This window comes from Alteromonas sp. 5NS40-0096, assembly GCF_057544385.1.
Map to the genome: position 1 here is coordinate 1,113,575 of NZ_BAAJLQ010000001.1, position 23,897 is coordinate 1,137,471.

18 protein-coding genes are annotated in these 23,897 nt (G+C 44.8%); 8 read left to right on the plus strand and 10 right to left on the minus strand.

Going from position 1 to position 23,897, the window contains the following annotated elements:
* Positions 1–4 precede the first annotated feature (4 nt).
* The 4 genes from AC27G9_RS05080 to AC27G9_RS05095 form a co-directional block, all read right to left on the minus strand.
* Positions 5–349: a cupin domain-containing protein gene (locus AC27G9_RS05080; protein ID WP_487071675.1), complete on the minus strand. Its 345-nt coding sequence runs from the start codon at positions 347–349 to the stop codon at positions 5–7.
* Between the two features lie 6 nt (positions 350–355).
* Entirely contained in the window at positions 356–2,572 is a 2,217-nt protein-coding gene (locus AC27G9_RS05085; RefSeq protein WP_487071677.1) for a heparinase II/III domain-containing protein, read from the minus strand.
* 1 nt (position 2,573) lies between these two features.
* Positions 2,574–4,835 (minus strand): polysaccharide lyase 6 family protein, encoded by a 2,262-nt coding sequence (locus tag AC27G9_RS05090; protein ID WP_487071679.1) that lies wholly within the window; start codon positions 4,833–4,835, stop codon positions 2,574–2,576.
* 78 nt (positions 4,836–4,913) lie between these two features.
* On the minus strand, positions 4,914–5,792 hold the full coding sequence (locus AC27G9_RS05095) for an NAD(P)-dependent oxidoreductase (RefSeq protein WP_487071681.1): 879 nt from the start codon (positions 5,790–5,792) through the stop codon (positions 4,914–4,916).
* A gap of 623 nt (positions 5,793–6,415) precedes the next feature.
* On the opposite strand from AC27G9_RS05095, the gene AC27G9_RS05100 reads away from it, so the two are divergent.
* From AC27G9_RS05100 to AC27G9_RS05110, 3 genes are read left to right on the plus strand one after another with little or no spacing between them, the layout of a single operon-like run.
* Positions 6,416–7,051, plus strand: coding sequence for a hypothetical protein (locus AC27G9_RS05100; protein WP_487071683.1), 636 nt, complete (start codon positions 6,416–6,418; stop codon positions 7,049–7,051).
* A complete protein-coding gene (locus AC27G9_RS05105; protein WP_487071685.1) occupies positions 7,051–10,458 on the plus strand; it encodes a hypothetical protein in 3,408 nt (1,135 codons plus the stop codon). Before AC27G9_RS05100 ends, AC27G9_RS05105 begins: the two co-directional genes overlap by 1 nt.
* A gap of 35 nt (positions 10,459–10,493) precedes the next feature.
* The gene (locus AC27G9_RS05110; RefSeq protein WP_487071687.1) at positions 10,494–11,456 is read left to right on the plus strand and encodes an alpha/beta hydrolase; all 963 of its coding nucleotides are present in this window, start codon (positions 10,494–10,496) and stop codon (positions 11,454–11,456) included.
* Positions 11,457–11,537: 81 nt separating this feature from the next.
* Here the strand turns inward: AC27G9_RS05110 and AC27G9_RS05115 are convergent, their stop codons facing one another.
* Complete coding sequence (locus AC27G9_RS05115; protein WP_487071689.1) at positions 11,538–12,938, minus strand: S41 family peptidase; 1,401 nt, start codon at positions 12,936–12,938, stop codon at positions 11,538–11,540.
* Positions 12,939–13,075: 137 nt separating this feature from the next.
* Here AC27G9_RS05115 and AC27G9_RS05120 point away from each other — a divergent pair, with 137 nt between their 5' ends.
* The 5 genes from AC27G9_RS05120 to AC27G9_RS05140 all read left to right on the plus strand — a co-directional run bounded on the left by AC27G9_RS05120 (position 13,076) and on the right by AC27G9_RS05140 (position 18,154).
* On the plus strand, positions 13,076–14,257 hold the full coding sequence (locus AC27G9_RS05120) for a helix-turn-helix domain-containing protein (protein WP_487071691.1): 1,182 nt from the start codon (positions 13,076–13,078) through the stop codon (positions 14,255–14,257).
* A gap of 192 nt (positions 14,258–14,449) precedes the next feature.
* Complete coding sequence (locus AC27G9_RS05125; RefSeq protein WP_487071693.1) at positions 14,450–16,219, plus strand: OPT family oligopeptide transporter; 1,770 nt, start codon at positions 14,450–14,452, stop codon at positions 16,217–16,219.
* A gap of 11 nt (positions 16,220–16,230) precedes the next feature.
* Entirely contained in the window at positions 16,231–16,767 is a 537-nt protein-coding gene (locus AC27G9_RS05130; protein ID WP_487071695.1) for a hypothetical protein, read from the plus strand.
* A 30-nt stretch (positions 16,768–16,797) separates the two neighbouring features.
* Positions 16,798–17,049 carry a hypothetical protein gene (locus AC27G9_RS05135; protein WP_487071697.1) on the plus strand — a complete coding sequence of 84 codons (252 nt, stop codon included), beginning with the start codon at positions 16,798–16,800 and terminating at the stop codon, positions 17,047–17,049.
* Between the two features lie 10 nt (positions 17,050–17,059).
* The gene (locus tag AC27G9_RS05140) at positions 17,060–18,154 is read left to right on the plus strand and encodes a threonine aldolase family protein (protein WP_487071699.1); all 1,095 of its coding nucleotides are present in this window, start codon (positions 17,060–17,062) and stop codon (positions 18,152–18,154) included.
* A 53-nt stretch (positions 18,155–18,207) separates the two neighbouring features.
* On the opposite strand, the gene AC27G9_RS05145 is transcribed toward AC27G9_RS05140, so the two are convergent.
* From AC27G9_RS05145 to AC27G9_RS05165, 5 genes are all read right to left on the minus strand, one after another.
* A complete protein-coding gene (locus tag AC27G9_RS05145) occupies positions 18,208–19,437 on the minus strand; it encodes an FG-GAP repeat protein (protein WP_487071701.1) in 1,230 nt (409 codons plus the stop codon).
* A gap of 465 nt (positions 19,438–19,902) precedes the next feature.
* Entirely contained in the window at positions 19,903–20,172 is a 270-nt protein-coding gene (locus AC27G9_RS05150; protein WP_487071703.1) for a hypothetical protein, read from the minus strand.
* Between the two features lie 367 nt (positions 20,173–20,539).
* Positions 20,540–21,709 (minus strand): alpha/beta hydrolase-fold protein, encoded by a 1,170-nt coding sequence (locus tag AC27G9_RS05155; protein ID WP_487071705.1) that lies wholly within the window; start codon positions 21,707–21,709, stop codon positions 20,540–20,542.
* A gap of 623 nt (positions 21,710–22,332) precedes the next feature.
* A complete protein-coding gene (locus tag AC27G9_RS05160) occupies positions 22,333–23,055 on the minus strand; it encodes a hypothetical protein (RefSeq protein ID WP_487071707.1) in 723 nt (240 codons plus the stop codon).
* Positions 23,056–23,321: 266 nt separating this feature from the next.
* Complete coding sequence (locus AC27G9_RS05165; RefSeq protein WP_487071709.1) at positions 23,322–23,705, minus strand: DoxX-like family protein; 384 nt, start codon at positions 23,703–23,705, stop codon at positions 23,322–23,324.
* Between the last annotated feature and the right edge of the window lie 192 nt (positions 23,706–23,897).

Here is a 23,897-nt window from a genome sequence, read left to right on the forward strand (position 1 = left end):
CCCATTACTCCTCAATAAAGTCTTCTCGAGCTGGGCTAAAGGTATCAATCAAGATGCCACCGGTCGGGCAAACGGCGCCGTGTTCAACAAACGGCGGTATCAGGCAACTGTCACCCGCTTTTAACACCTTCATTTCGCCACCAATACTGAAGTGAAACTCGCCTTCCTCAACATACGTCACTTGAGAGTGGCGGTGCTTATGTACATAGCCTTCAGCACCCTTATCAAACCAAACTTTAACCGCCATTAATTCGTCGTTGTAGCCGAGCATCTGACGTTTTAGCCCACCACCAAGGTCTTCTACTGGGGTTTCGCCGCCAAACAGAAAATGATTACTTTGTTTAGCCATGATGATTTACTCCTGAAGGTTAGATAGCACAAACACACCTAAGCGATCGGCTAACTGATAAGACTGATTTTGGAAAACAAACTCAACCGCCTTATCAGGCAGTGAAGAAGCATTATTGATGGCAATAAGATAAGACACCCCCGCCATGTTGAACGTGATTAACGCTAGCTCTCCAGACTGAGTTTGCTTGAGATTCGCAATTCGACTGACCGCCTCAACGGTATACTCCTTACTTGGGTTATAGTCGCCATGAGGTTCTATAATCGAGAAGAATCGATGGTGTGTTTTGTTCTTAACTCGGCGAATAAAGCCCTGCTCATTGCGCAAATTAAAATTGGGATCGTTAGCTCCAATTTGGGTGAACAAATAAGTTTCGTGTTCATTTGCCGGGCTTGTTAGCGAATAAAAATGACCATTGTCATTTAGCCAAGTCACTCTCGAACTGGTTTCGCCAGCACCCGCTGTTGCCTTCAACCACAAGTGTTGATAGCCGTTATCTGTGCCCAGTGGTCGAAGTTCATTTGTCGCACTTTGTCTGGCAAAGCTGGTATCGATTAACTGCCCATCGTAATGCAACGGCAAATCAAATTGTGAAGCTGCTTTCGCTTCGACATCAAATATATCGATGACAATGCTTGCGCCGACTTCAGAGAGATCAATTAAGGCTAACGTTCGTGTCAGTGCGACGCCTTCGTATGCCGAATCGATACTGGCACTACTGACGTGGCCAAACATGTTCGACTGAAAATAGCGCAACGTTGGCCAGTGCTGATTTCCGATGGTCACATCACCGCCAAAGTGGCTTTGCTCGTTAACCACTATGGTGTTGTGGGCAACCGTTTGCTTGGCGTAACTTGTATTTTCAGGCAGATATCGGCCACCATATTTGGCCTCTACGTTCAAGAAACGAGCGGCACCGTAATCAAGCACAATTTCTGCGCCGTGGTCGTATAGTTGCCAAGTTAATTTATCGAAATGGCCATGACCCAAGCCTTGAGACGCAGGCTTAAATAGCACCGCTTTATCGCCTCCAAGTGAGCTGCGCATTACCACCAAAGCTCCTTGATCACCTTGGCTACCATCACCAAACGCCACCGACTTAAACTCATACGGCGTTGCCATACCCTCATCAAGAGCTTGTGCTACGCGCAAGCCATCTCCAGTAAGCACAACTTGATCTTGTTGGTTTGCAATAGACAATAGCCCGGTATCACCAGTAATGCCGTACGCCACAGTTACACCTTGGACTAACTCTATGGTATCGATACCTTTGCTTTTAATCGCATCATTGATTGGAAAGAAGCGGCCGTTGTAACTGAGCTGAATCGTCGTATCAATGGCTTTTAGCAACACCCCATCGCGGTATTTAAAAATCTCGCGTTCGGGTTCATTGTTCTCAATGGCGCTTGCAAAAGTGACAAATGGTAATAGTGCAAACCGCTGATAGTAAGGCCCTTCGTTATAATAGCCTTGTGGTGAAAACAGTTCGTCTAGCTGTTTTAGGAAGCCGCCTTTACCCGACTTTTCTAAATCATAGAGTGCTTTCTCTACCCATTCTGGCTCATTTAATACATAGCCTGCCATTCCGACGCCGGCAGTGGCCCATGTCCCGTGGTTGTGCACCTTATTAAAGGTCGATGGTTGACCATCTGAGAGGAAAAGCGCAATGGGCTTTAATAATTTAGATTCAATTGCTAAACGCTCGTCTAGCGACAGAGTCTCTTTCACCAAATCATAGGCTTGAATGGTATAAACTAGCCACATTGCCTCATTCAAACTTTGCCAGAATAGGATGCCGGCGTTTTGTGATTTTACTTTGCGCTTGGGGTGAAGCCCCCAGGTTGGATAAACGTCAGCGTACGCCAACAGTAGATCACGCACTGCATCAGCATAGACTCTGTCTTGACTTAACTGGTAGATGACAGCAGCGTCGTACATAAACTTGTAGTTGCGTTTGTGTTGTTCATGAGTGTAACCGCCACCGCCGTCCTGTGGCGTCGGCACGGCGATAGGCAGAGCTAACCTTTCATCGGTATTCTGCTTAGTCTGCTGATAGGCGCTGGCAAATCGACCATTTTGATCAATCGCAAGTCTCATCAACTCTATATCACTAGCAGTTATCACTAAGTTGGGCTTAGCAACACTAGGTGAACAACCTAACAACATTGAAAAGGCAAAAGCCGTCATTGCGACCAGTCGAATTGAGACGTTTAAAAAAGGCATACTATTTCTCATTGCTTGTCTCAATAATTGTATTATTTTCAAGTACTGCGGTGTGCGGCCCCAGCGCTCGTAGCTCGCTGACATCAGGGCCAATGGTATCGATAAATCGATTGTTGGAGATATCGGTTTGGGGCTCGCCTACGGTGTGTTCGACAACAATTGGTGCAGACAATGACAAGGTATTGTGAGCAACCAAGGTTTGTTGCACCCCGTGCAAGTGCATGCTTGATTTGGATTTGTTTCTTTTACCTCTACCTGACGCTTTTACTTGGTTGTGTTCAAAACGCAAGTGGGGCCCAAACGTACTCTCGTCCGTTCCCCCTCGATACAATTTAACAACGGCACCTTGAACGTTTTCAAAGGTACAATTCGAAACTTCCACATACTCGGCGTTATAAATACCTAAATCTTCAATTTCGGTATTCAAGCGCAGAATATCGCCACTCACTTGACCAAATTGACTCTCTTTGATTTCGATTAGGTCAGCAAAGGCGCCCTTCCCCGTGCGAAAAAAGTCAAAAGTGTGGTTAACGTTTAGGTCTATCACTTTCATATGAGCAAGCTGCAGACGATAATTCTCAACCATTCCCCACTTTTTTGAACGAATCGCGCTATTACCTGCTGAATCAGGGCTATCTGCACCCGATATCGTAAGGTGTGTCAACTTGAGGCTACCGCCATCAGTAATCTCAAATAAACTCGAACGTTCAAACGTTAAAGTGACGGAACCCGGTACCTGTGCGGTGATAGAAATGACTTTGTCGATAACCAGTAGTTTGGGAACAACGTAGTGCCCAGGGGCCAACGACAAAATATCGCCAGATTTGGCATCTGCTAGGGCCTGTATTAACGCTTTCGGGTTAGCCTGCACCTTGTGCGTACTGCCACTGTCAAAATCGACCATAGCTGGACGTTTCTCATACCAACTCACTCCCGTCATCGCTTTTGCAATTACCGGTAAGTTGCGGCTTGCCCCACGATTCGCATTTAGACCCTTTGGATACACAAGTCCATTCGCTTCGGGCTCTAAGGTTAGGTCTTGAACGTTGAATCCCGTAGATAAAGCCTCGGGCACTGAGACATTGCTCGTATTGCCACTAAACTTGACGCCGCCGATATCATCAAACAGGGTGAATGGCTGCTTTCGATCAGATTGAAAGACGACGTTGTTATTAAACTGGCTATTGATAGGTACAGCACTTCTCTCGCTATCACTTCCCGCGGCGAGCTGAATGTGAGAAACGTCGATGAAGGTGTTTCCCTCAATCACAGCATTGTCGACTTGATGGTATCGATTAATTGGTGAGTTCGGTACGCCATTCATGACGGTGAAACCGCTACCAAAGCGGTATCCGGTTAACTCTTTTAGGTAATTATTACGGATGGTTTGGTTGCGATTGATAACTCGAATGCCGCCAGTGTGAGGGACCTTATTGCCTAAAAAGACATTATTTTCAACTAGATTACCATTTCCATGACGCAATGTTAGCGTGCCTTGCGCTTCTAAAAACACGTTACCTCGAAGTATGTTTTTCCCCGACTTAACAGAAATAATCTCTACTTCGCCATTGGTTTTCTCAAAGTAGTTGTTTTCCACCACCGTAAATGAATCTGAAAGCGAGTAGTGGCTAGTACCAATTCTGATGGTTTCCCCGCCATTGGAGCCAAACGTTGGACGATAACCAAAATAATTGTGATCAATGCTGTGGTGGTTGTTTTGACTGTTTTGGCTATCGAGGCGTACTGCTAGCGTGACGCCGCGATTGCGCTTACCTTCAAGGTGATTGTGGTCAAATCTGTTGTGCTGGCCGTACATTGCAACCCAGTAGTCAGATTCTTGTTTATCTGGGTTATTGAAATTGTCGATAACAATTTCCGTAACACGCGAGTGGTACGCCAAATCTTGTTTGTTACGTCGAAAAGACACAACTGCACTACTCGGCGTGTAACCGTCTTTAAATATTAAGCCAGATACAACAAGGAATTGCCCAGCCAATCTGAGGTTAGACTGGCCCGTCAAGGTAACTTTGCCTTTGGTTTCAGCCGTCAATGTAATGGGTTGCTGAGCTGTCCCCTTGCCTTTCAATACGATTTCAAAATCTCGCCACTCACCATTTCGCAGTGTGATGACATCTCCCGGCTTCAGCTTTTTGACCGCTGCTTTGTAAGCCTGTTGGTCTTCGACAAAGTAGTTTGCTGCCGACGAATCATTGCTGATAACAGCCAAGAGAGCGAGACACAGAAGTGTGACTAGGTATTTCATTAGACGCTCCTCTGTGCTTTTCAAATGTGTAACTTCGCGCTTTATTAATCGCATAACACTCACACTCAAGATTTGTTGTTATTTTTTAAGCGTTAAAAAATAATCGAAGATCTCTGGTACATTACCAGCTCCCATGCCGGCATCAAACGCTGCTTGCAAATTTGCAGATGAGCCCTGAGCTATTTTCGACTCAGTACCCAAATCATCGACCATCTTCAAAAAATAGCCCAAATCTTTGTTCGCGTTAGCGATTGAAAAGCCTAAATCGCTGACATTATCCACCGCGTAGTTTTTACAAAATTGCATAAAGGGTGAATTCGATGGCCCAGTAGACATGATATCGAACAGTTGTTGTCTGTCTACGCCAGCCAAATCAGCAACCGCAAACGCTTGTGACATAGTGCACACGGTTGTCATGCCCATGAAGTTATTGATTAGCTTGGTCGTGTGACCCGCGCCTAAAGCGCCGAGGTGGAATACATTTTCGCCTTGGTCTTCAAGCACGGGCTTCACTTTATTAAAGGTTTCGATATCACCGGCAGCCATGATGTTGAGCAAGCCATCTTTAGCATGCGCAGGTGTACGCCCAAGTGGCGCATCGATCATACCGACACCTTTTTCAGCTAAGTCTTGACCAATTTTTCGGGTTGAAGTGGGTACAGAGGTCCCGAAGTCGATCAGTACAGAGCCGCTTTTTGCACCGTCTAAAATGCCATCTTTCGCATAGATAACAGATTCAACGATCGCCGATGTGGTTAAACAAAGCATTATAATATCCGCTTGCGCTGCCAGATCTTTTCCCGAGCTCGCTGTTTTCGCGCCTCGTTCAACGCACTTATTTACGGCGTCTTTATTCAAATCCATAACAACAAGTTGATAGCCTCGATTCTGTAAGTTTTCGACCATATTGCCACCCATAAGGCCTAAACCAACGAATCCAATGATAGGTTTTGACATGCATCACTCCTCAATATTGTTGCTTATGTCCGAGAGTGAACGACCACAACAATCTAATTCACTCGAATTAGCTTTTGGCTTGTCTTGCAAATCATTTGGATGATCTATGCCTACCCATCACAGTGCAAACCAATCAGCGTGCAATAAAAGTATTTTGTTAAGACCAATTTGTCAACCAATAATTATTTTTGGTAAATCAAAATTCATTCAAAACTATCAAACCAATTTACAACAAAAATACAAAAACCAACTAAAACAAAGAAAAAACAATAATTTAAAACCAGCCCAACATCTAAAACCACAGTTCTCAATCTCAAAAGCTTTTGTATGACCAATTTAACCAAGACGAACAAAAAACCAATAATTGGTAATAACAAAAAAGCAGCAACGTAAGAAAAACACCTCAGAAAAGAGACCAGCTTGGGATAAGAAAAACTACGAAATGAAATTTTGCACTTGGGTGGGAGAACCTTGAACCCAGCATCACTGAACAAAAAGCAAACACACAGAAAATGAAGTCGTCGATGGCTCAAAACTCAGCCATTGGAGACTCTACTATTCGGTTGTCCCTGAATTGTTCAGGAGAGAATAGCAATAATAAAAATAGACAAAAGGACAACCTCATGAGAGATCGCGATGCGATTGATTTACGCGCCCTTCTATTCACTACAATGATAGTATTTACTAGTGCGGTAATGACCGGATGCTCAAACACAGAAAAAGCCGCAACTGGTGTCGCAGCCTTGGCGGTTTCCCCTTCCAATGAAATCGAACAAATATTCTATCTCGGTGTTTTCGATCCCCAAGAACAGATACCTCAGACTATTTATAGAATTCGAATCCATGGTCAAGCAAGTGCACTTAATTCCATGCGATTTGGCTCGGGGTGGGTCAAATCTGATCTTGTGGATTCTTTGACTTCTCAACAGCAAATTGTTGCGCAATCCTCCTCTATCGCAGGAGATGGGTCGCCGGTTTTCAACGAAATATTGTCGCCGAGTGTACAGAGAAAGCTAGTGGCGTTTGGCCCAGAGGGTTTTCGCGTTAGCCCCAAAGATCACCGGCTAGTTGTCGTTATGGGTTCGAGTCCAGATGCATTTTTCACTGCAGTTGACACGGTGACTGGCCAAAAAGCGCGTATGCAAAACTCCGCCATCAGCCAGAACCTAGTTCGCTACTTGTTTGATAATTTAGCTGACGTTGATGACCTATCGAAAGACCTAGTGATTGATGACAAATACAAAGTGGAGTCGAACTAATGAAAACGATTCTCCGAAATACACTTTTCGTGTTCTTTTCAATTCTATTAACGGCTTGCGCGGCATTGCAAATAGACGTTGATGTTTATAAAGGCCCGCTGTCCGAAGAAGACGATGTACAACTGGAACAATTGATATCACTGGCGATTACCTCTCAACGTCTACTCGACGATTTGCAGCGCCAATTGCTCAAGGACATTACGATTACCACGGTACCATCCGGTGGTAGGACTTTTCATTACGTTAACGTGGAACCCGACGAATCCGTCAATCACCGACGTACAGACCGTTACTCGATTTACTCTCGAAATCCCTCGCGTTTTAACAATACTGACCATCGAAAGGTCACTTATGGCTTTGTAAATCAAGGAATTTGCCGGTCGATTGAAAACAAGAACTGGGAACTACAAAAAGGGGTAAAAGACAAGGAATCGGTCGTCGCTCGACTCACCATGGCATGTAACTTAGAAGATATTTTGTTTCTTTTTCAAGATGATGAAGAAAACAAAGTCATTGCCGAATTCTTACAAAACACAACAGAAAAATATAACCTATTCATTAAGTTAACAGATAAGTTCAAACAATTAGAAAAGCGTAAAGAATATGATAAAGCAGAACACGTTAACCGGGAAATTAGAGGCGTTGTTGACGGAGCAATTGACGATATTCTCGAGTTTATGTCGAAAACTGATCCACAAAAATTAGCAGCCTTTGACCTTAACCGAGACTTAGTTTCAGTACTAAGCCAGCTTATCAACCCCGATCAATTATTGAGAGCAGAGCAATTCCTTGGGCAAAACTATATACTGAACATAAAGTCGGCACCCCTCAAAACGAGGGATAGAGCCGATAAAGTCCAGGAAGAGCTTAACAATAGCCCAGAAAAAATTTTACAACTGGCTAAGCTGAAAACGGACGTAAAAGCAGCGTGTGAGCTTGAGTCTGAAAGCGCTCTGACACGATTATGCAGTACCGGTTTAGGCCGCGGTGTTACCCTCTCGGGCGGCAATACCAGCAACCGCACACAAACTAACGATAGTGACTTAGGCAGCGATGAATTCATCCAAACCATCAACAAACTTAAAAAAGTCAATGCTAACGTTTCGTATGTCAATTCCATCAATGCCGATCGCTATCACATTGGCATCATCAATTTAGCAAAACAAGCTAAATACGGGCCAAAAAACAATAAGTCTCGATACCAGGAATGGTTGTATTCGATGCTGCTCAATTATGCAGGTAAATTATCAGTTCTGGCAGACAAACAAGTGTTGATCAATGGCAACTTGAAAAGTGTGAAAGACGCTTCTCAACAATATGTTCAAGTGCTGCAGTCAGTAGGAAGCGCCATTATTGTCCAAATTAATGATATCAAAGCCAGACAAGCCCATCGCGATGAGCACCAGACCATGCAAAAGCTGGAGCAAGTTTTGGCTCGCCATCACTTTTTTGGTAACGTCAACGGCTATATCACCAAGCTTGTTGCAAACCTTAATACGGAAAAGGCAACGATCAACAAACGCAAAGCCGCACTGGACTCTGCATCGACATCACTTTTACCCAAATGGCGGGCAAATTTCAAAAAAATAAAATCGACTGCCGACTTAAAATCTAAGATTGCTAGCGTAGATGCCATGCTGAAAGTCATCTCTCACGAGAGCCTATCGACGCAAAACACGCAATTGCCAAACTACAAATCCGCACTTACGGCTGCAGTTTTAAATACTGCAAAAGATCAGTATTGCCTCGCTAACAGTGACCTTAGCGCCTGTAATGGTCTCAATGACACTCAAATAATCGAAAAATCGACTCTCAACTACGCCAATGCGTTTATCTCTCAAGGCTGGCTTGAAGACCGTTTTCTCAACCCTCAACCGGAAGATCAGACCTTCGCACAGCGCACTGAAAACCTGCAAAACCTTTTGAATTCGTCACTCGCAAACTTAAACACCAGTTTGGCGAAACAAGAAAAGGAGCAAAGTGAGTATAGTGCGAGCCACAAAGACAATATAAACCAGTTGAATGCACTGATTGGCGACGCTGCTAAGGCTTGTATTGAGTCGCAAGATTGCCCCGCACTTGCCTCTTCAATCTCACGCACGGATACAAAATTGACCCTTTATGACAATGCTATTGCTTTGGTAAACAACTACCAGCCTTCAGGAGACAGCGCATCGTCATTCATGCAAGATGCGACTGCACTTATCTCTGACGATACTGAGGTAAACGCTGTGCTCGCTAAATCAAAACGCGCAATTGAGAAGTTTTTTATCCCTTTCGACGTTAAATGTGAAGACGACGTGGTGACAAGCGATAATAAGGGCACCGAATGCACTCCCGACTTTGCAATGAAAGGTGTGGTAAGGCATTTAGAGAGCTTAGTGATTTCACTTCAGTTAACAGGAACGGATAGTGAACTGGGAAATGCGAAAAAAGCACTGATTCAGGCCCATGATTTAACTGCAAGAAGACAATACCTCATTCCGACATCGGCTTATTTGAGAAGCAGCTATCCCAGTAGTGCCATTCAGGACAATAATAGTGCCACTGATTGGGAGAATATGTTGCAACGCGGCGCATTGCACGCCATTCCGTTATTCGGCAGCGAATTTGCGAATGACAGCCACGTACAACAACAAGTCGACAAGCAGTATTGGCAAAACATTAACACTGTAAGAATAACTGGTGGTGGCAACACAAACTACGTTGTGGTTAAAGATGATATCGGAAACTGGTACGTTAAAGGGTACTCATCAGATCCTTCTCGGATTTACCAGTCTCTCGCGAGTATCGCACTGACCAATGCGGCATCTAACGCAAATTATTTCCTGAACGCCAATAACGGCGCAGTGAGCTTAAAATCGTCTGGCAATGTTCTTGACGCCATGTATGGGCGGTTTTATGAAAAATATGCTCAAAGTACAACGGCGCAGTTCACCCAGTTCAAGACTTGGCTTGCTGACAAAAAGTGGGAAACCTATTTAGCCAAAACCTGCACTAAAAAAGGCACGTCTGAAGATAACAACATTTTGGAACTGGTGGGTAGCGAGAATTTTGCTACTCATATTGAAAGCTATGAACAACAGTCTAAACAGTTTTCTGATAACTCAATTGTCAACAAAGATGAAGCAGTCAAACAACAAGCGAATTTGATAAATCAATATCTAAAACACACGGCTAAATTTGCAAACTTTATGCTCAAAGAAAGTTTAGCCCGATGTGAACAACCTTCCGGTACAAGCGATAGTAAAGTGTCCATCGGAAACGACCTCTACGACCTTGTGCATTCCGAAACCAACAAACGGCAGCAAGTACTCAAGACTTTCAAACAAAACATTTTGTTTATTCGAGAAGGGCTGCCAACGGATGAATCGCCGACCCCTAGCCTACTTGGTAGCGGCGAATAGCTGTGTAAACGTCGAAAATAACAGGATAAATAACTATGCTATTTGTTACTAACAGAACCCCTAATCAATCACACCGCTCAAGAAGGAATAGAACCCTTACGTTCGACAATAATAATACCACAGTGTCGCAACACCTCTATTTTTGTGAACGTGACGACAACGGTAATTACACTGAAGTCATGGGTAAACATTTCTTCTCTGAACTGAAAGCATTACCAGAGAAAACCCAAGTGCTTTTGTACATCCATGGTTTTAACAACAATATGGAACCCACCATTTTTGAAAATGCGAAAAAGTTGGAAAGCTATATCAACGACACTTCCAACGACTTGGTCTGCGTGGTGCCTATCATCTGGCCATGTGACGATGACCCAGCTTATGCATTTGCCGATGACTATTGGGATGATCAAGATGCCGCCGACATGAGCGGGCCGAGCTTTGCGCGATTAATGGGAAAATTTGATTCGTGGCGTCGCGCCGAAGCGCAACAAACGGAACCTTGCTACAGGCGAATAAACGTTTTAGCGCATTCAATGGGCAACCGTGTGTTGAAAAACGCACTGTCGTATTGGTCTGAGAATCACTCTTCATCCAATATGCCGCAGCTGTTTAGAAATACGTTTATGATTGCAGCAGACGTTGAGAATGAGGTGCTTGAGCGCACAGAGCCTGGCAAATACATTGTTGATGCTAGCCGCAATGTGGTGGTCTACTACGCCAATGACGACCTCGCGATGCCCGCCTCTAAGGTTGCGAACATACGTAACAAAACCTTGTCTCGACGCTTGGGCATGACTGGGCCTGAGTCTCTCAACAAGCTGCCAAACAAAGTGTATGAAGTTGACTGTGATGAGTTCAATAACCAAATGGACTTGAAAGGCCACAGCTACTTTCTCGATGATGGCAATGGCAACATCAGTCCAATAATCTCACATATGAGCAAAGCCATTGAAGTTGGCAGAGTCCAGCCTAATGAACGCAGTTTGGTTTTAGCTTGATATCTAGCCACCTCTGATATGAGGTGGCGCTGTCTCTTTGCTGAGGACAATACAAGCCAATTAAGCTGGTATAGTTTGCATCTACACTGGGGTTTTCACTCTAGTCATTAAGGATGCGATTGCTTGAGTGTGGCTAGTAAACACATCAGCGCCGCCAAAAACAGGTAACTTCCACTCTGGAACTAATCCCCTGCCCTCGGAAATTTCGCCGTCAGCGTCGGTGTACACCTCATTAGATAAACCTAAGTTCCAGCCGTTAGGCAACGTTTTGTCTAAAATATCCGAGTGCGCCCCTCTTGTTGTGTCTCCGACGTGAGTGACATGAGGAATAGATCTCATTGCCATTGTAAAGGTTTCCGCCGCACTCACAGTGTGATCACTGGTCACGAGATAAACAGGCTTGGTGTAGGCCTTCCCCAAAGCGGACTCAAGATAAAAAACTTGCGACGATTGCGGCCCGCCCTTAGCCGATTTACTGTAGGCGACGCGCCGCTGAGAATTAAAGTAACGCGCAATCGCAAGACCCACCTCATCGTGGCCGCCGCCGTTAGCGGTGATATCAATAATTATGGCATCGGTTTGTTCCAAGCTCGCCATAATGACATCCATGGCTTTTCGAATCGCGGCAACGTCATCTTGTATTGAACCACTATCCGAGAAGCCTTGCATTCGCTGTAGGTTAATGTAACCAACGTTATCTATCGTGCCCCAAATGATAAATTGACCAATATCATTCGCACTATCTTTTAAAATGGATGAACGCACTTGTGTTTTGTAACTCTCGTACCAATGCCGGCGAAATGCTCGAGGATTGTCGATGGATTGCTGCTTGTCATACGCAGCATCCAATGCGGGGCGCAGAATACGTGATTGGTTTGGGCTAAACCGTTTGGCCGAGCCATTCACTTCGCCAGTTAAAAACAAATGGGCGTCGTCTAAATCTTTTAGCATGTCTGAGAAAAGCGTAAATAATGCTTCCTCGGACATATTGGCTGTTATTTTACCTCGGCTATGACTCACAATTTTTGCCCAGTCCTGTTCATAAACATCGAAAAAGGCATAGTGTTCAGCCATGGTTTGACTAAAGTACTCGAAGTTATCCATCACTTTTTTATTATTGGCTTTCATGCAATTTGCCAGCACGGCTTTCGCCTTTTCACCATCGAGACGATCAAAATGGTACTGTGTTGAGTGATTCGTCGGGCTGACCACGATATGGTCCTTGTTGATATCACTGAAGATAGCCATGTGAGACGCAATATCAGCACTATCTATCGCCTTTGTGACACAGCCTTTTTGGTTTACATCAAACAAATTCATACCATCGGCATCCACTTTCATGACGTAGCCATAGCCTTGGGAGCGCCAAACACCTGCATGTCTGGCAACATCGAATGTTGATGATGTGGGTAGTGAGGGGCGATTTTCACACCCCGTTAGCATCAGGAAACCACTCAGTACTATTGTTTTTAAGATTCTCATAGTCACGCTCATTTATTGTTCATGGGAACCTTGATAATATGATTTTGTTAGCTTTTTTCGTCCGTCTAAGCTGATTAGTACACAATAAGTAAACTTATTTTCACTTTTATGTTGTTTAAAACTGGGATGTTGTAGCAGTGGAAGTACAACTCGAACACGCAATTCAAATCCTGCTAATTGGCGCGTCATTTGGCATCTGTATTTTTATTCTGGCACTTTTGTGGCACCGCGAGAATGCAGCGCCTTCCCGCTATTTAGCGGTCTTTTTTGCAGCCAACATTGTCAATCAACTCGACGAGTGGTTCTGGCATCTCAACCTATGGCAGATTGCGCCTTGGTTTACCCACGCTTACATGCCTTTTTTGTATTTATTGGCTCCCAGCTTTTATTTGTATGTGAAACACTTAACAATTCAAAACCAAGGTTCCACATTACGCACTGACGCCAAACATGGGTTTGGATTTGTCGCGAGTTTAATCCTTTGCATACCCTATTACGCACTCGATCATACAACTAAATTAGCGCGGCTAGCTGCCCCATCAGGCTCTTTAGAACACTTAGGCTTTGTTACTTGGGGGCCAACGATTGCGTTGATCTTGCTTCTCCCTTTTTCCCTAGGGTACCTGGTCGCTATTGTAAAACTGCTTACTCACCACTTGAATACGATAAAGAGTTACTTCTCGAATATTGATAACCGAGACTTATCTTGGATTCGCTGGTCAATCATCGCGTTAATGGTGACATTAGTTGTTTCAGGCGTCCGTATTTTCTTACCGCCTCACTTATCTGAAATGGGCTGGCAAAACATCGTATTTCTGAGTGTTGAACTCACTTGGCTTTTGGTAGTGGGGATATTGTCGATTCATCAACGGCCAATTTACGAAAACGCTATTGAGTCTGAACGTGCCGCCCAATGTACCAGTGACAATGACACCAAATATCAAAATTCTCCGATGTCACCTGAGGATGTGACAAGGCTTCAAGCCAAGTTAACCTTAGCGATGCAAGAGAACTTGTACAGCGACCCTAACCTAACCCTGCGCAAACTCTCAGATATAACAGGTATTGCCGAGATTAAAATTTCTCAGGTGCTCAACACTGAGATGAACATGGGGTTTTATGATTTTATTAACAGCTGGCGTATTCAAGCAGCATGCAAGCAAATGGAGTTCGCGGACAAAACTATATTGGATATTGCGTTTGACGTAGGATTTAATTCTCGGTCGACCTTCAACCAAGCTTTTAAAAAACATACACAAACCACACCCAGTGCATTCAGGAAGCAATTGGTTGTCGCCCAAAACGCAAGCAATGGTTAGCGCAATTGAATTAATCAGCTGGCGTACACCCTAGATGACGGTAATTCAACTCATACCAGCTTAGCAAGCCGTGACAGCCTTCTTTCCCTTCGTTATAGTGATTCGATATGTCGCTGCCAAGCCGTGGCGCATTAACGATAACAATAAATAAAAAATCTTTGCCAAGCAGGCAAATTATTGGGGAGACGCTTAATGTCAGAAACCATTTCTTCCGAACAACAAGCAAATGCGCACAGTAGTGCTGACGGGCCTTTGAGTTACGGCCCTTATCCTGAGCTGTCCAAACAAGCGATTTTAGTGGGCTATTTCCTCGGGGTTATCATCGCAATATCAATCGGTTACGCCTCTCTAAAACTCGGGTTTTCCATCGAAGGTTCTGAGCTGGCCGCCATTTTGGGCTTTGGTATTCTACGCGGTATTTTACGCCGCCGTTCTATTGTAGAGAACAATGTCACACAAACCATCGCGTCAGCAGTTAACGGCGCGTCGTCAGGTTTAATGTTTTCCGTACCTGCTATATTCATATTGGGTTATGGCAATGAACTCAATCCCTACATTGTAACCTTCGGTGCCATCGCTGGTGCTTTCCTGGGTATCGCGTTCATTATTCCCCTGCGCAAACAGATGATCGATTTCGAACGCTTAACTTACCCGGGCGGTGTTGCAGTTGCGACCATTCTGAAATCCCCCGGCGCTGGTATAGAAAAAGCCAAGCTGTTGGTTGGCGCTATGCTGTTTTCTGGCGTGGTTCACGTACTGGCACTTTCATTTGGCATCCACGATTTACATGTGGGTGACTGGTTGGGCATCCCTGCCGATTTCGCCTACCTCAATTTAATGTTTTACGCCTCACTACTGACTGTAGGTGTTGGATTTATCGCTGGCCGCGGCGGTATCGCCTTTATCGTAGGTGGTTTTGTTTGTTACTTTTTCCTTGCCCCCATGCTGGATCTGACAGGCATGTTACCTTTGGACGACGCTGGGAATAAAATTACTGACGCCAATACTTTACGTGTCACCTTGTTCAGACCTACTGGGATTGGCATGCTGATTGGCGGCGCCGTCGTCGGTGTTTTGTTTGCACTCCCCCTCATTCGCTCGGCAGTTAAGTCGATGCAAAACAGTGCCAAAGTTGAGAGCGCCATGAGTCGCGATGAGATGCCTATCAAACTGCTTTACATGGCAGTGGTCGGCGCGGCAATTTTGTTAATGGTAATGGCTTGGACATCTGCGGAAAACGTTGGAATCGGCCGTGGTATCGCCATGGGCTTACTGGGTACACTTTGGATATGGATGGCGGGTATTATCTTGTCTGAAGCGATTGGCAGAACCAATTGGTCTCCGCTCAGTGGCATGACCCTCGTCGCCGTTACTATTCTGATTATGCTCACTAGCGGTATGGAAACAACCCAAGCGATCGTCGCTGCAGTTACTGTTGGTGCCGCCACTTGTGTGGCAATGAGCCAAGCCACCGACCTGATGCTAGATATGAAAACGGGTTATTTGGTTGGGGCGACTCCGCGAATGCAGCAACTAGGACAATTCGCGGGCGCGTGGTTAGGCCCAATTGTCATTATTATTCTGATTTACGTGTTACACAGTGCCTTTGGTTTGGGCAGTGACGAACTACCTGCACCGCAGGGCCAAGCCCTCGCCTCGATGGTACAGGGCATCACAGGTGGTGATGTACCCATGGAAAAATACACAGCGGGGGCGTTACTGGGTGGTGTGCTTTCGGGCATGATGAGTGGACTGGGCATCACAGTTGGTCTGGGATTCTACCTGCCCTTTAACATCGTGTTGACCTACTCAGTGGGCACCTTGTTAAGAGAAATCGCGGACCGCAACAAAGGTGTGCATTGGTCAGATAACAAAGGTATTCCCATTGCTGCCGGACTTATCGTCGGTGAAGCCCTTGTCGGTGTTGGCTACGCCGTTGTCAAAATTGCCAGCGCGGCATAAGGAGTAGAATAATGATTAATATTGCAAGAGCGATTATCGTAGCCGCGTTTTTGGCAGGAGCCTTCTTGGCGTCAGTCAATGAAGAAACCATCAATTGGGTTTATTTCGTGCCTGTGATTGTTGTGGGCGTCATTGGCGTTTACCTGCTGAAAAGCAGCGAAAAAGCCGCTGCTCAGAATGACAACCTATTGGCCAGTGATAAGAAAATACTGACGGAAAGCCTTAACAACATTTTGAACAACTTAAAAGCATTAGACGGCCGTAAAGACCAAGTGCCAACGTATGAGATGCGCTATGAAATCGACAAGATTTTCCGCGATGATCTAGGCAACTTTGTTGCCAGTAGAGACAGTATGAAACAGCTGTTTGGCTTGATGGCCTACGCTGACATCATGTCGAGTTTTGCCGCTGGGGAGCGCTACCTCAACCGCGTATGGTCGGCGTCTACCGACGGCTACGTAGACGAAGTACTGACTTATGTGTCTAAGGCGCGCAGCCAGTTTGAGCATGCGCTGGAAGAATGGCAAAAAGCGGAAGCGGCGCAATAAGCGTCGCTGAGGCAACGCGTTCAACTGAATATGGCCAAGCCCAATAAGACGCAGCCCAAACGCACCGTGCGGATCAGTTGCGCAAAGTGTAAAACACTACTCTACAAATATCGCAAAGGCGGTAAAGGAGAGCTAGTGAAATGCTTTGTTGAACGCATCATAGAAGACCATACCCTTGAGGCATGCCAATGCCCAGGGTGTGGCCAGATTTTTGCTCGCGAGACGCTGATCCGCGGCACTCCTGCCTATAAAATGGTGGGGGGTAAAGTTCACATGAAATAGGCATCTCGCTATGGCCCTAATATCCTCCGCTATCAAAACCCGATACCAGCAGGCAGCTAGCAACGCCAAAGTCACCCTAGCCCGCCACCCACAACGCCCGATAACGGATGAATTACAAAACATTGCATGCAGTATCGAAGAGCATGACAGCCGTGACACTTATGGTATTGGCGGAACAATAGCGGCATTCGAAGCTCAAGTGGCGTCGCTGTTTAACAAACCCAGCGGTTTATTTTTACCCACTGGTACACTAGCCCAGTGTGCCGCGATGAAGTGCTACAGTGAGGTGTCGGGCAAACCCAATGTTGCCTTGCACCCAACGTCTCACTTACTCATCCATGAGCATATGGCAATCGAAGCTTTATGGGGCCTTAATGTCAGCCAGTACGGCAAGTTCCACTCGGTAGTGAAAGCGAGCGATTTGTATGAGTTAGATCCTACTACAACGTGCGCACTTATCGTCGAATTACCGATGCGTGAGATTGGCGGTGCCTTACCATCATGGCAAGATCTACTAGAAATACGGCAATGGTGTGATACCAATCAAGTAAAAATGCATATGGATGGTGCTCGTATATGGCAAACCACCACCTATTACGAGCGCAACTTGGCGGACATTGCTCAGTTGTTCGATAGCATTTATGTCAGTTTTTACAAAGATTTAGGTGGTATTTTTGGTGCCGCTCTAGTTGCTGACACCAGTTTGATTGATCGTGCTCGCATTTGGGCAAGGCGTGCCGGGGGTAACCCCATTACCCTGTACCCAGAGGTGTTAGCCGCTCGCAAGGGCTTGCAAAATTACCTCCCCAAAATGCCACATTACGCGGCTTATACGACAGCGCTTTGTAACGCATTTAAAGACTTGCCGGTGAGCGTAATACCCGAACAACCGCAAGCTTCTATGTTTCACCTCAAATTCGAAATGAGCCCCGAAGCATTGACAACAAAGCTAGCACAATACGCCGAACAAACCGGCATACTCGTATTGCCGTTGCCACGCGCAGGCGATGCTAACCACAGCGTTTGCGAAGTGACGATTGGAGACAATGCGCTCAGCCATCCGGTTGAATTTTGGGTTAAACATTTAGCCGCATGTCTGAGGTAGTACATCAATTTCCTATAAAAGTGAGTATGCCAGGCTGCGCTATGACTACCTTGCTATTCAGGGACAGCGAGATCGACAACATAAGCTGCCCCAGAAGCATCACCATTGTCATCTCGGTGGGGTACCGCCACAATCGCTTTACCATCAGACAAAGCCACGTTCCAACCAAACCTATCTCCAGGTAATCCATCCTTCGCCACGATTTTTGAGACATAGTTCCACTGGCTCTGGTTAGGCTTGAAGATATAAATCGCACCGGTATTTTCCCCAGCTTCATCATTGTGCATCGCGCTAATAATGGCAGTCTCTCCCTTCAAGGCGACACCTCGTGCAAACCTATCGTCTGCACGCCCATCAGGTGAAATGAGTTTTTGGGTTTGAACCCAAGCGCCATCGGTGCGTTTAAAGATATACGCAGCGCCTGCGTCTTTACCAATGCCATCAACATCGTCTCGGCGAGCAGAAATCAACGCAGTGTCGCCTTCCAGAGCGACTCTCACCCCAAAGATATCAGTATCGCCGCCATCTCGAGCCATCAGTTTGCCTTGTTCTCGCCAAGACGTCCCATCGAATACAAAGGCATACACAGCGCCAGCGTTCTCTGCCTTTTCATCATTCAAATCAGCACCGACTAAAATCGTTTCTCCATCAATTGCAACACTAATTCCAAACAAATCGCCCTTAGCGCCATCACCTGCGGTGAGTTTGGAAAGGTATTGCCACCTGTTGTCTTGTCGAGAATAGACATAAGCGGCCCCGGTGTCGGGCTCTGGCGCATCACTATGAGGTGCGCCGATGACGAGAAAACGGTCGGTAAATGCAATACTCTGCCCGAAAGCATCCCCAGCTCTGCCATCCAATGCAGTCAGTAACTGCGTTTGTTGCCAAGCGCCTGCGATACGTTCAAATGCGAATACGGCTCCGGCATCAACGCCTTTTTCATCCCGTTTTATCGCCCCCAGTAGTGCCATGTTGTGTTTTAACGCCACATTACCACCGAGGGTATCCCCTGCTCGCAATGGTGAAGCCATCAGCTTCGCTTCTTGTTGCCAGCCGGCTTGCCCCAATCGAAAAACATACACTGCCCCAGCGTCATCCGCTGAGCCGATATCAACATTGTGTGCGCCAACCAACGCCGTAACACCATCAATCGCAACGCCATAACCAAACTGATCTTGCGCTTTTCCATCATTTGCAAGCAACTTGGTTTGCCCAGCAAGACCATTGGCCACGCAACAAAGATTCAATAGTACTAAGGTCAAACAAATGGGACTTATTTTCATAGAGTAGATTTACGTGAGCATCATTTAACAAATGACGTTATAGAACAACGAATTAAGACACAACGAAAACACGATAAGGGGACAGAGCTAAGGGTTGAAGAGGCTTATTCCACGTTTTGAGGTCAGGTTATTGCAAACCTTTTTACTCTAGGGCTCATGGTATGCTTGATTAAGCGTAACGTATACGGGACCTAAGCAATGCATCAGCCACAAGATTGCATCGAAGTTAGACGGCTTTCTATACATATAAGTAATAGATTTCTAGCGTTCGTTCACGATGCTAATGTCAAACGTATTGGCTTATCGCTTAAAGCAAGCCGGTTAAAACCTCATGGGCTTATCAATGGCAAAAATAACCGATACTTCTGTGTGAAATGTGATTATTTCAGCTCTGTCTCTTTTGTTGTTTAGGCTCAGTTCAATCCACTATTTCGGAGCAGGATAGAGGCCCCAGATGCTTTATAGTTAAACTTCTGGATAACCTATACGACCAAAACACACTCCATTTTCTACCTCCACATGAATAGAAACTTTATGATTTAAAGAATACGCAGTTAACAACAGGCTTAAGTATTGTTCTACAGCATTTTGATCTATCCACTTATCTTTTTGAAAAAACACTCTGTTGGACGCACATAAATTTTCAGTTCCCTCATGAGGGATGGTATCTGACAATAGAACTGATACCTTGCTTCCGTCTCTTACCTCTGGTCTTCTCGGTTCTTTACCAAACAACCATTCGCCTGCAACTGATATTGAAGAAAATACTAGCAATGTAGTAATAGATAAAATTTTAAATTTAATAAATAGTCCTCCTATTTTGAGAGCTTTTCCGAGTCTTACACCCTTTGTCTGAAGTAACTATAGGTTCTTGCCATGTCTGAGAAAATGCTAAAAATATATTCGTCATGAAACTTATGCTCCGACAAAACTAACATTACTATCCATTTTTTGCGCACAATCACCCGAATTGTATTCACTGCAATTGTAAACTACCCGAACTGTACTGCTCGTTAAACAAAAAAACGAAATGTTCAGAATGAATGTTTCGCAAGACCTAACATTGCCACCTCTCGGCATGTATCTGGTTTAGTAAACTAACTTACTCACCTGCATTTTTAAGCTTTTGCTGTAAGTTATATAGCCGTGTTTTTAGCGCATTATTTTCAACATTTTCCTCATAGCTCAACGCCAGTGCTTTTTGCCTCATTAGCAACGCTGCTTGCATATCTCCCATCGCCTCATAGCCGTCTGCAAGACTGTCATACGCATCAGATTTATGAGGATGATTAACTATGTTCTTTTTGAAGATTTGGATAGCTAAATCAAAGTCTTCTTTGTCTAGCGCATTGTACCCGGCGTGATTCAATGCTTTGTATCCTGGTTTAGCATCATATCCGTACCTTTCGGCCACACCCTTGTAATAGCCTTCTATGGCAAGTACTCCCGCTAAAACGACAGATTCCGAAGGAAGCAAGGAGGCAAACTGCTTTTGGAGAGCTAGGCTCATACCTGCTAACGCTGTTGTGTTATGCCCCTCAGAAATGTCTAAATCAGTATCGAACTTAAAGCCTCCTCGACCACTGTTGTTTAATAGGGCTAAGTAGCGCTCGTATGCACTCAGCATTTGCCCGCCCTCATTCCCCATATTGACGTATAAGTATTTATTTAACTCGTCTTTAGATTGGAAAAAGTTTTCAGCGTCGGGGAATATCACTTCTTTTTGCCACCATAAACTGGGACTAAACGAGAAATAGGCTTGGAACATTTCAGGCCTAGTATGGAGCGCATATATAGCCAATAGCCCGCCAAGCGAATGCCCTGACAATATCGAATAACCATTCGTGCGGTAGTGTTTGTTGATATAGGGCTTGAGCTCATGCCCAAGAAAATTGAGAAAGTCATCTGCGCCACCGGAATCGCCCCAGGGACGGTAGTTTTCATCGAACGTTGGCGTAAAATCTCTGGAACGCTCAGTGTTAACTATCCCAACAATAATCATCTCTTGAGCCATTCCCGATTGATTCAGTAGGTCTAGTGTCCCCACCGTATGCGCGAGATTTCTTTGGCCGTCCAACAGGTAAAGAACAGGGTAGGACGTATCTTTATATTCAGAGTAGTTGTTTGGTAAGTGAATCATTAGTTCCCGAGATTCGCCTAACGTCTCTGAACTAAGGTGTATTACCGTTGACCCACCTCGAATATCTGCAATTGCTTGAAAACCAAGAACAGGCAATAAGCAACCAACAATCAACAGTATTTTACGATACATAGAAATTCCCTATTCCATTGTCGTAATAAAAGTTTTACCCGACAATCCAATCACTTATAAACCAACCTGACACACAAAACTTGGATTGTCAAAATTCACATTTAAGTTCTGTCTCTATAGCCGCTCTACTGCATGGTTTGGATTTACTGCTCAAAATAGCGCCGCACCAGACTACCCATGTCTATTTGCTCATTGCGTCCAATTCAGTGCGATGCATCAACTCATTTACAAATCCAATTAGCGTAAACAAGCCACTAAGACAGAATATACAAAATTCAGAAATCCCTGCCCTATCAAAAACGTGTTGAAGAAATAGACTACCGTGTGTCAGTAATGCGAAAGCGATACAATATCAATTTGAGCTCGTTTGGCCTTAGTGTTTATTGTTGGGTGATGAATGTTTGGTAATAAAGCTACCAAATTGCCAAAAATCAAACTGAGTATCAGCAAACTACGCGTAAATTTTTTCATAGATGTTTAAAAAATATTTGGTACATAATACCAATACAACTGAGGACTGTATGTTTAATTTTGCACTGGCCCATTAATTATCAATCTTGCAGCAAATAAGAAGCGGCCTCATCAAGAGTGCCGCTTGCTCTATTCGACTTAATGCCAAGTGTTTATTGAAGCTCTCCGCCTGGTGGGTTACCACCGCCGCCACCTGAGCCACCGCCAGGCTGCCCTGAAACACCTGTATTCAAATCAGTGCCCCAGCTCATGCCACTTGGGACAGTTCGGTAGGGAGTAATTTCAACCAATACCGACACTTCCCAACCTTGCATTTCTCTAACCGTGTGATCATTCGGAGATATCGACCTGTCACCGTGAAGCTCATAGTGGCATTTGTTTAGCGCAGGGTTGTAATGACCAAATGCTGACCTCCCAGTATGGCCTTCCTTAACATAACAATGGTATTGGAATTCTCCGCCTAACATAGCGCCAGATGTTACACCGTATTGGCGGATAAACTGCTGGGCGCTGCTCGCATCATATCGCCACCACTCTTGAACCTCTAGTAAGCGATATTGCGTTTGTGACGCTGCCGATCGCGTTTTCAGCACATAATAGTCTGAATTGCGCCAGTCGTTGCCATTGAGCTCAACATAACAGTATCCATTTACTAGCTTGCCCGGTACTAGATTAGTATCCGTACAAATGTATCCTGTCCTAGTTCCATGAGCATCGTTCATTGGATAAGCGTAAGCGTACGTGTTTAAATTTTGCTGACTGTCGGCGTCGAAATTATTTCGTTGTTTCCTGTCATAATCACCAAATACTGCGGCACTTGCACCGATAGGTAAACACAGACTCACCAATATTAGCCCATACTTTAACTTCTTCATAAAATCCTTCTCCGTATCCTTGAAATTAAAAAATTCTTGTTAGCAACAATTAGACTAACTAACGTTAACATTTTGTCAACATACAAATAAATAAGCACTATTTGTGACTTTTTGGAATTCCCGCCCAACCTAAGCGATGCTCGATTTACCCAGTGGGGATTTGAATAGGTTGGTTGGTCTTAAGTCCCGAAAACGGGCGAATACTTACTTCGAAAATGGTGGAGCTGCAGCAAGTAGGCGTCGAAGCGAGTGTGTTGATTGGATTGTTATACGCGCGCATCCTGCGGTTCTTGATTATTACGGATCAAAACGACACTAAAAGCAATCAAAGGCAAATTTGTCGTTACTGGATTAAAGGCCTCAGCTAACAATTGGGGATTAAAAGCAGCGACAAAAAACAATAAGCCCGACAACACCAGAATGTTTATTTTGTTAATAAATTTATTTTTATAGAGAAAGAAAAATACTATCCCAAACAATACTTCACCGAGGCCAGCTGACCGAGTTACTAAAGCCGATATCTCTTCAGAAAAACCAAAACTAGCCGTCATTTCCCGCTCTAAAGGCGCAATCCAGATTAGCTTGGGAACAAGTCCATGGTAAATCCAGCTAAAGCTAATTATAAATCGTGATATTTGGTTGATGTCCATATCTGCTTCCGTGTGTATAACGCCCACGTTGAGGGACGACTAATGCTTGGCTATGATTTGTGAGGAAGGAGCGTAAGCCGAGCGTTATACGTCCGTTCTTGATGTTTTTGTTAGGTTATCGATATTAACTCATGTAAAACAAAGCCAGAACAACTGATATTGGTGTAATAACACCAACCATATAAATGGCTA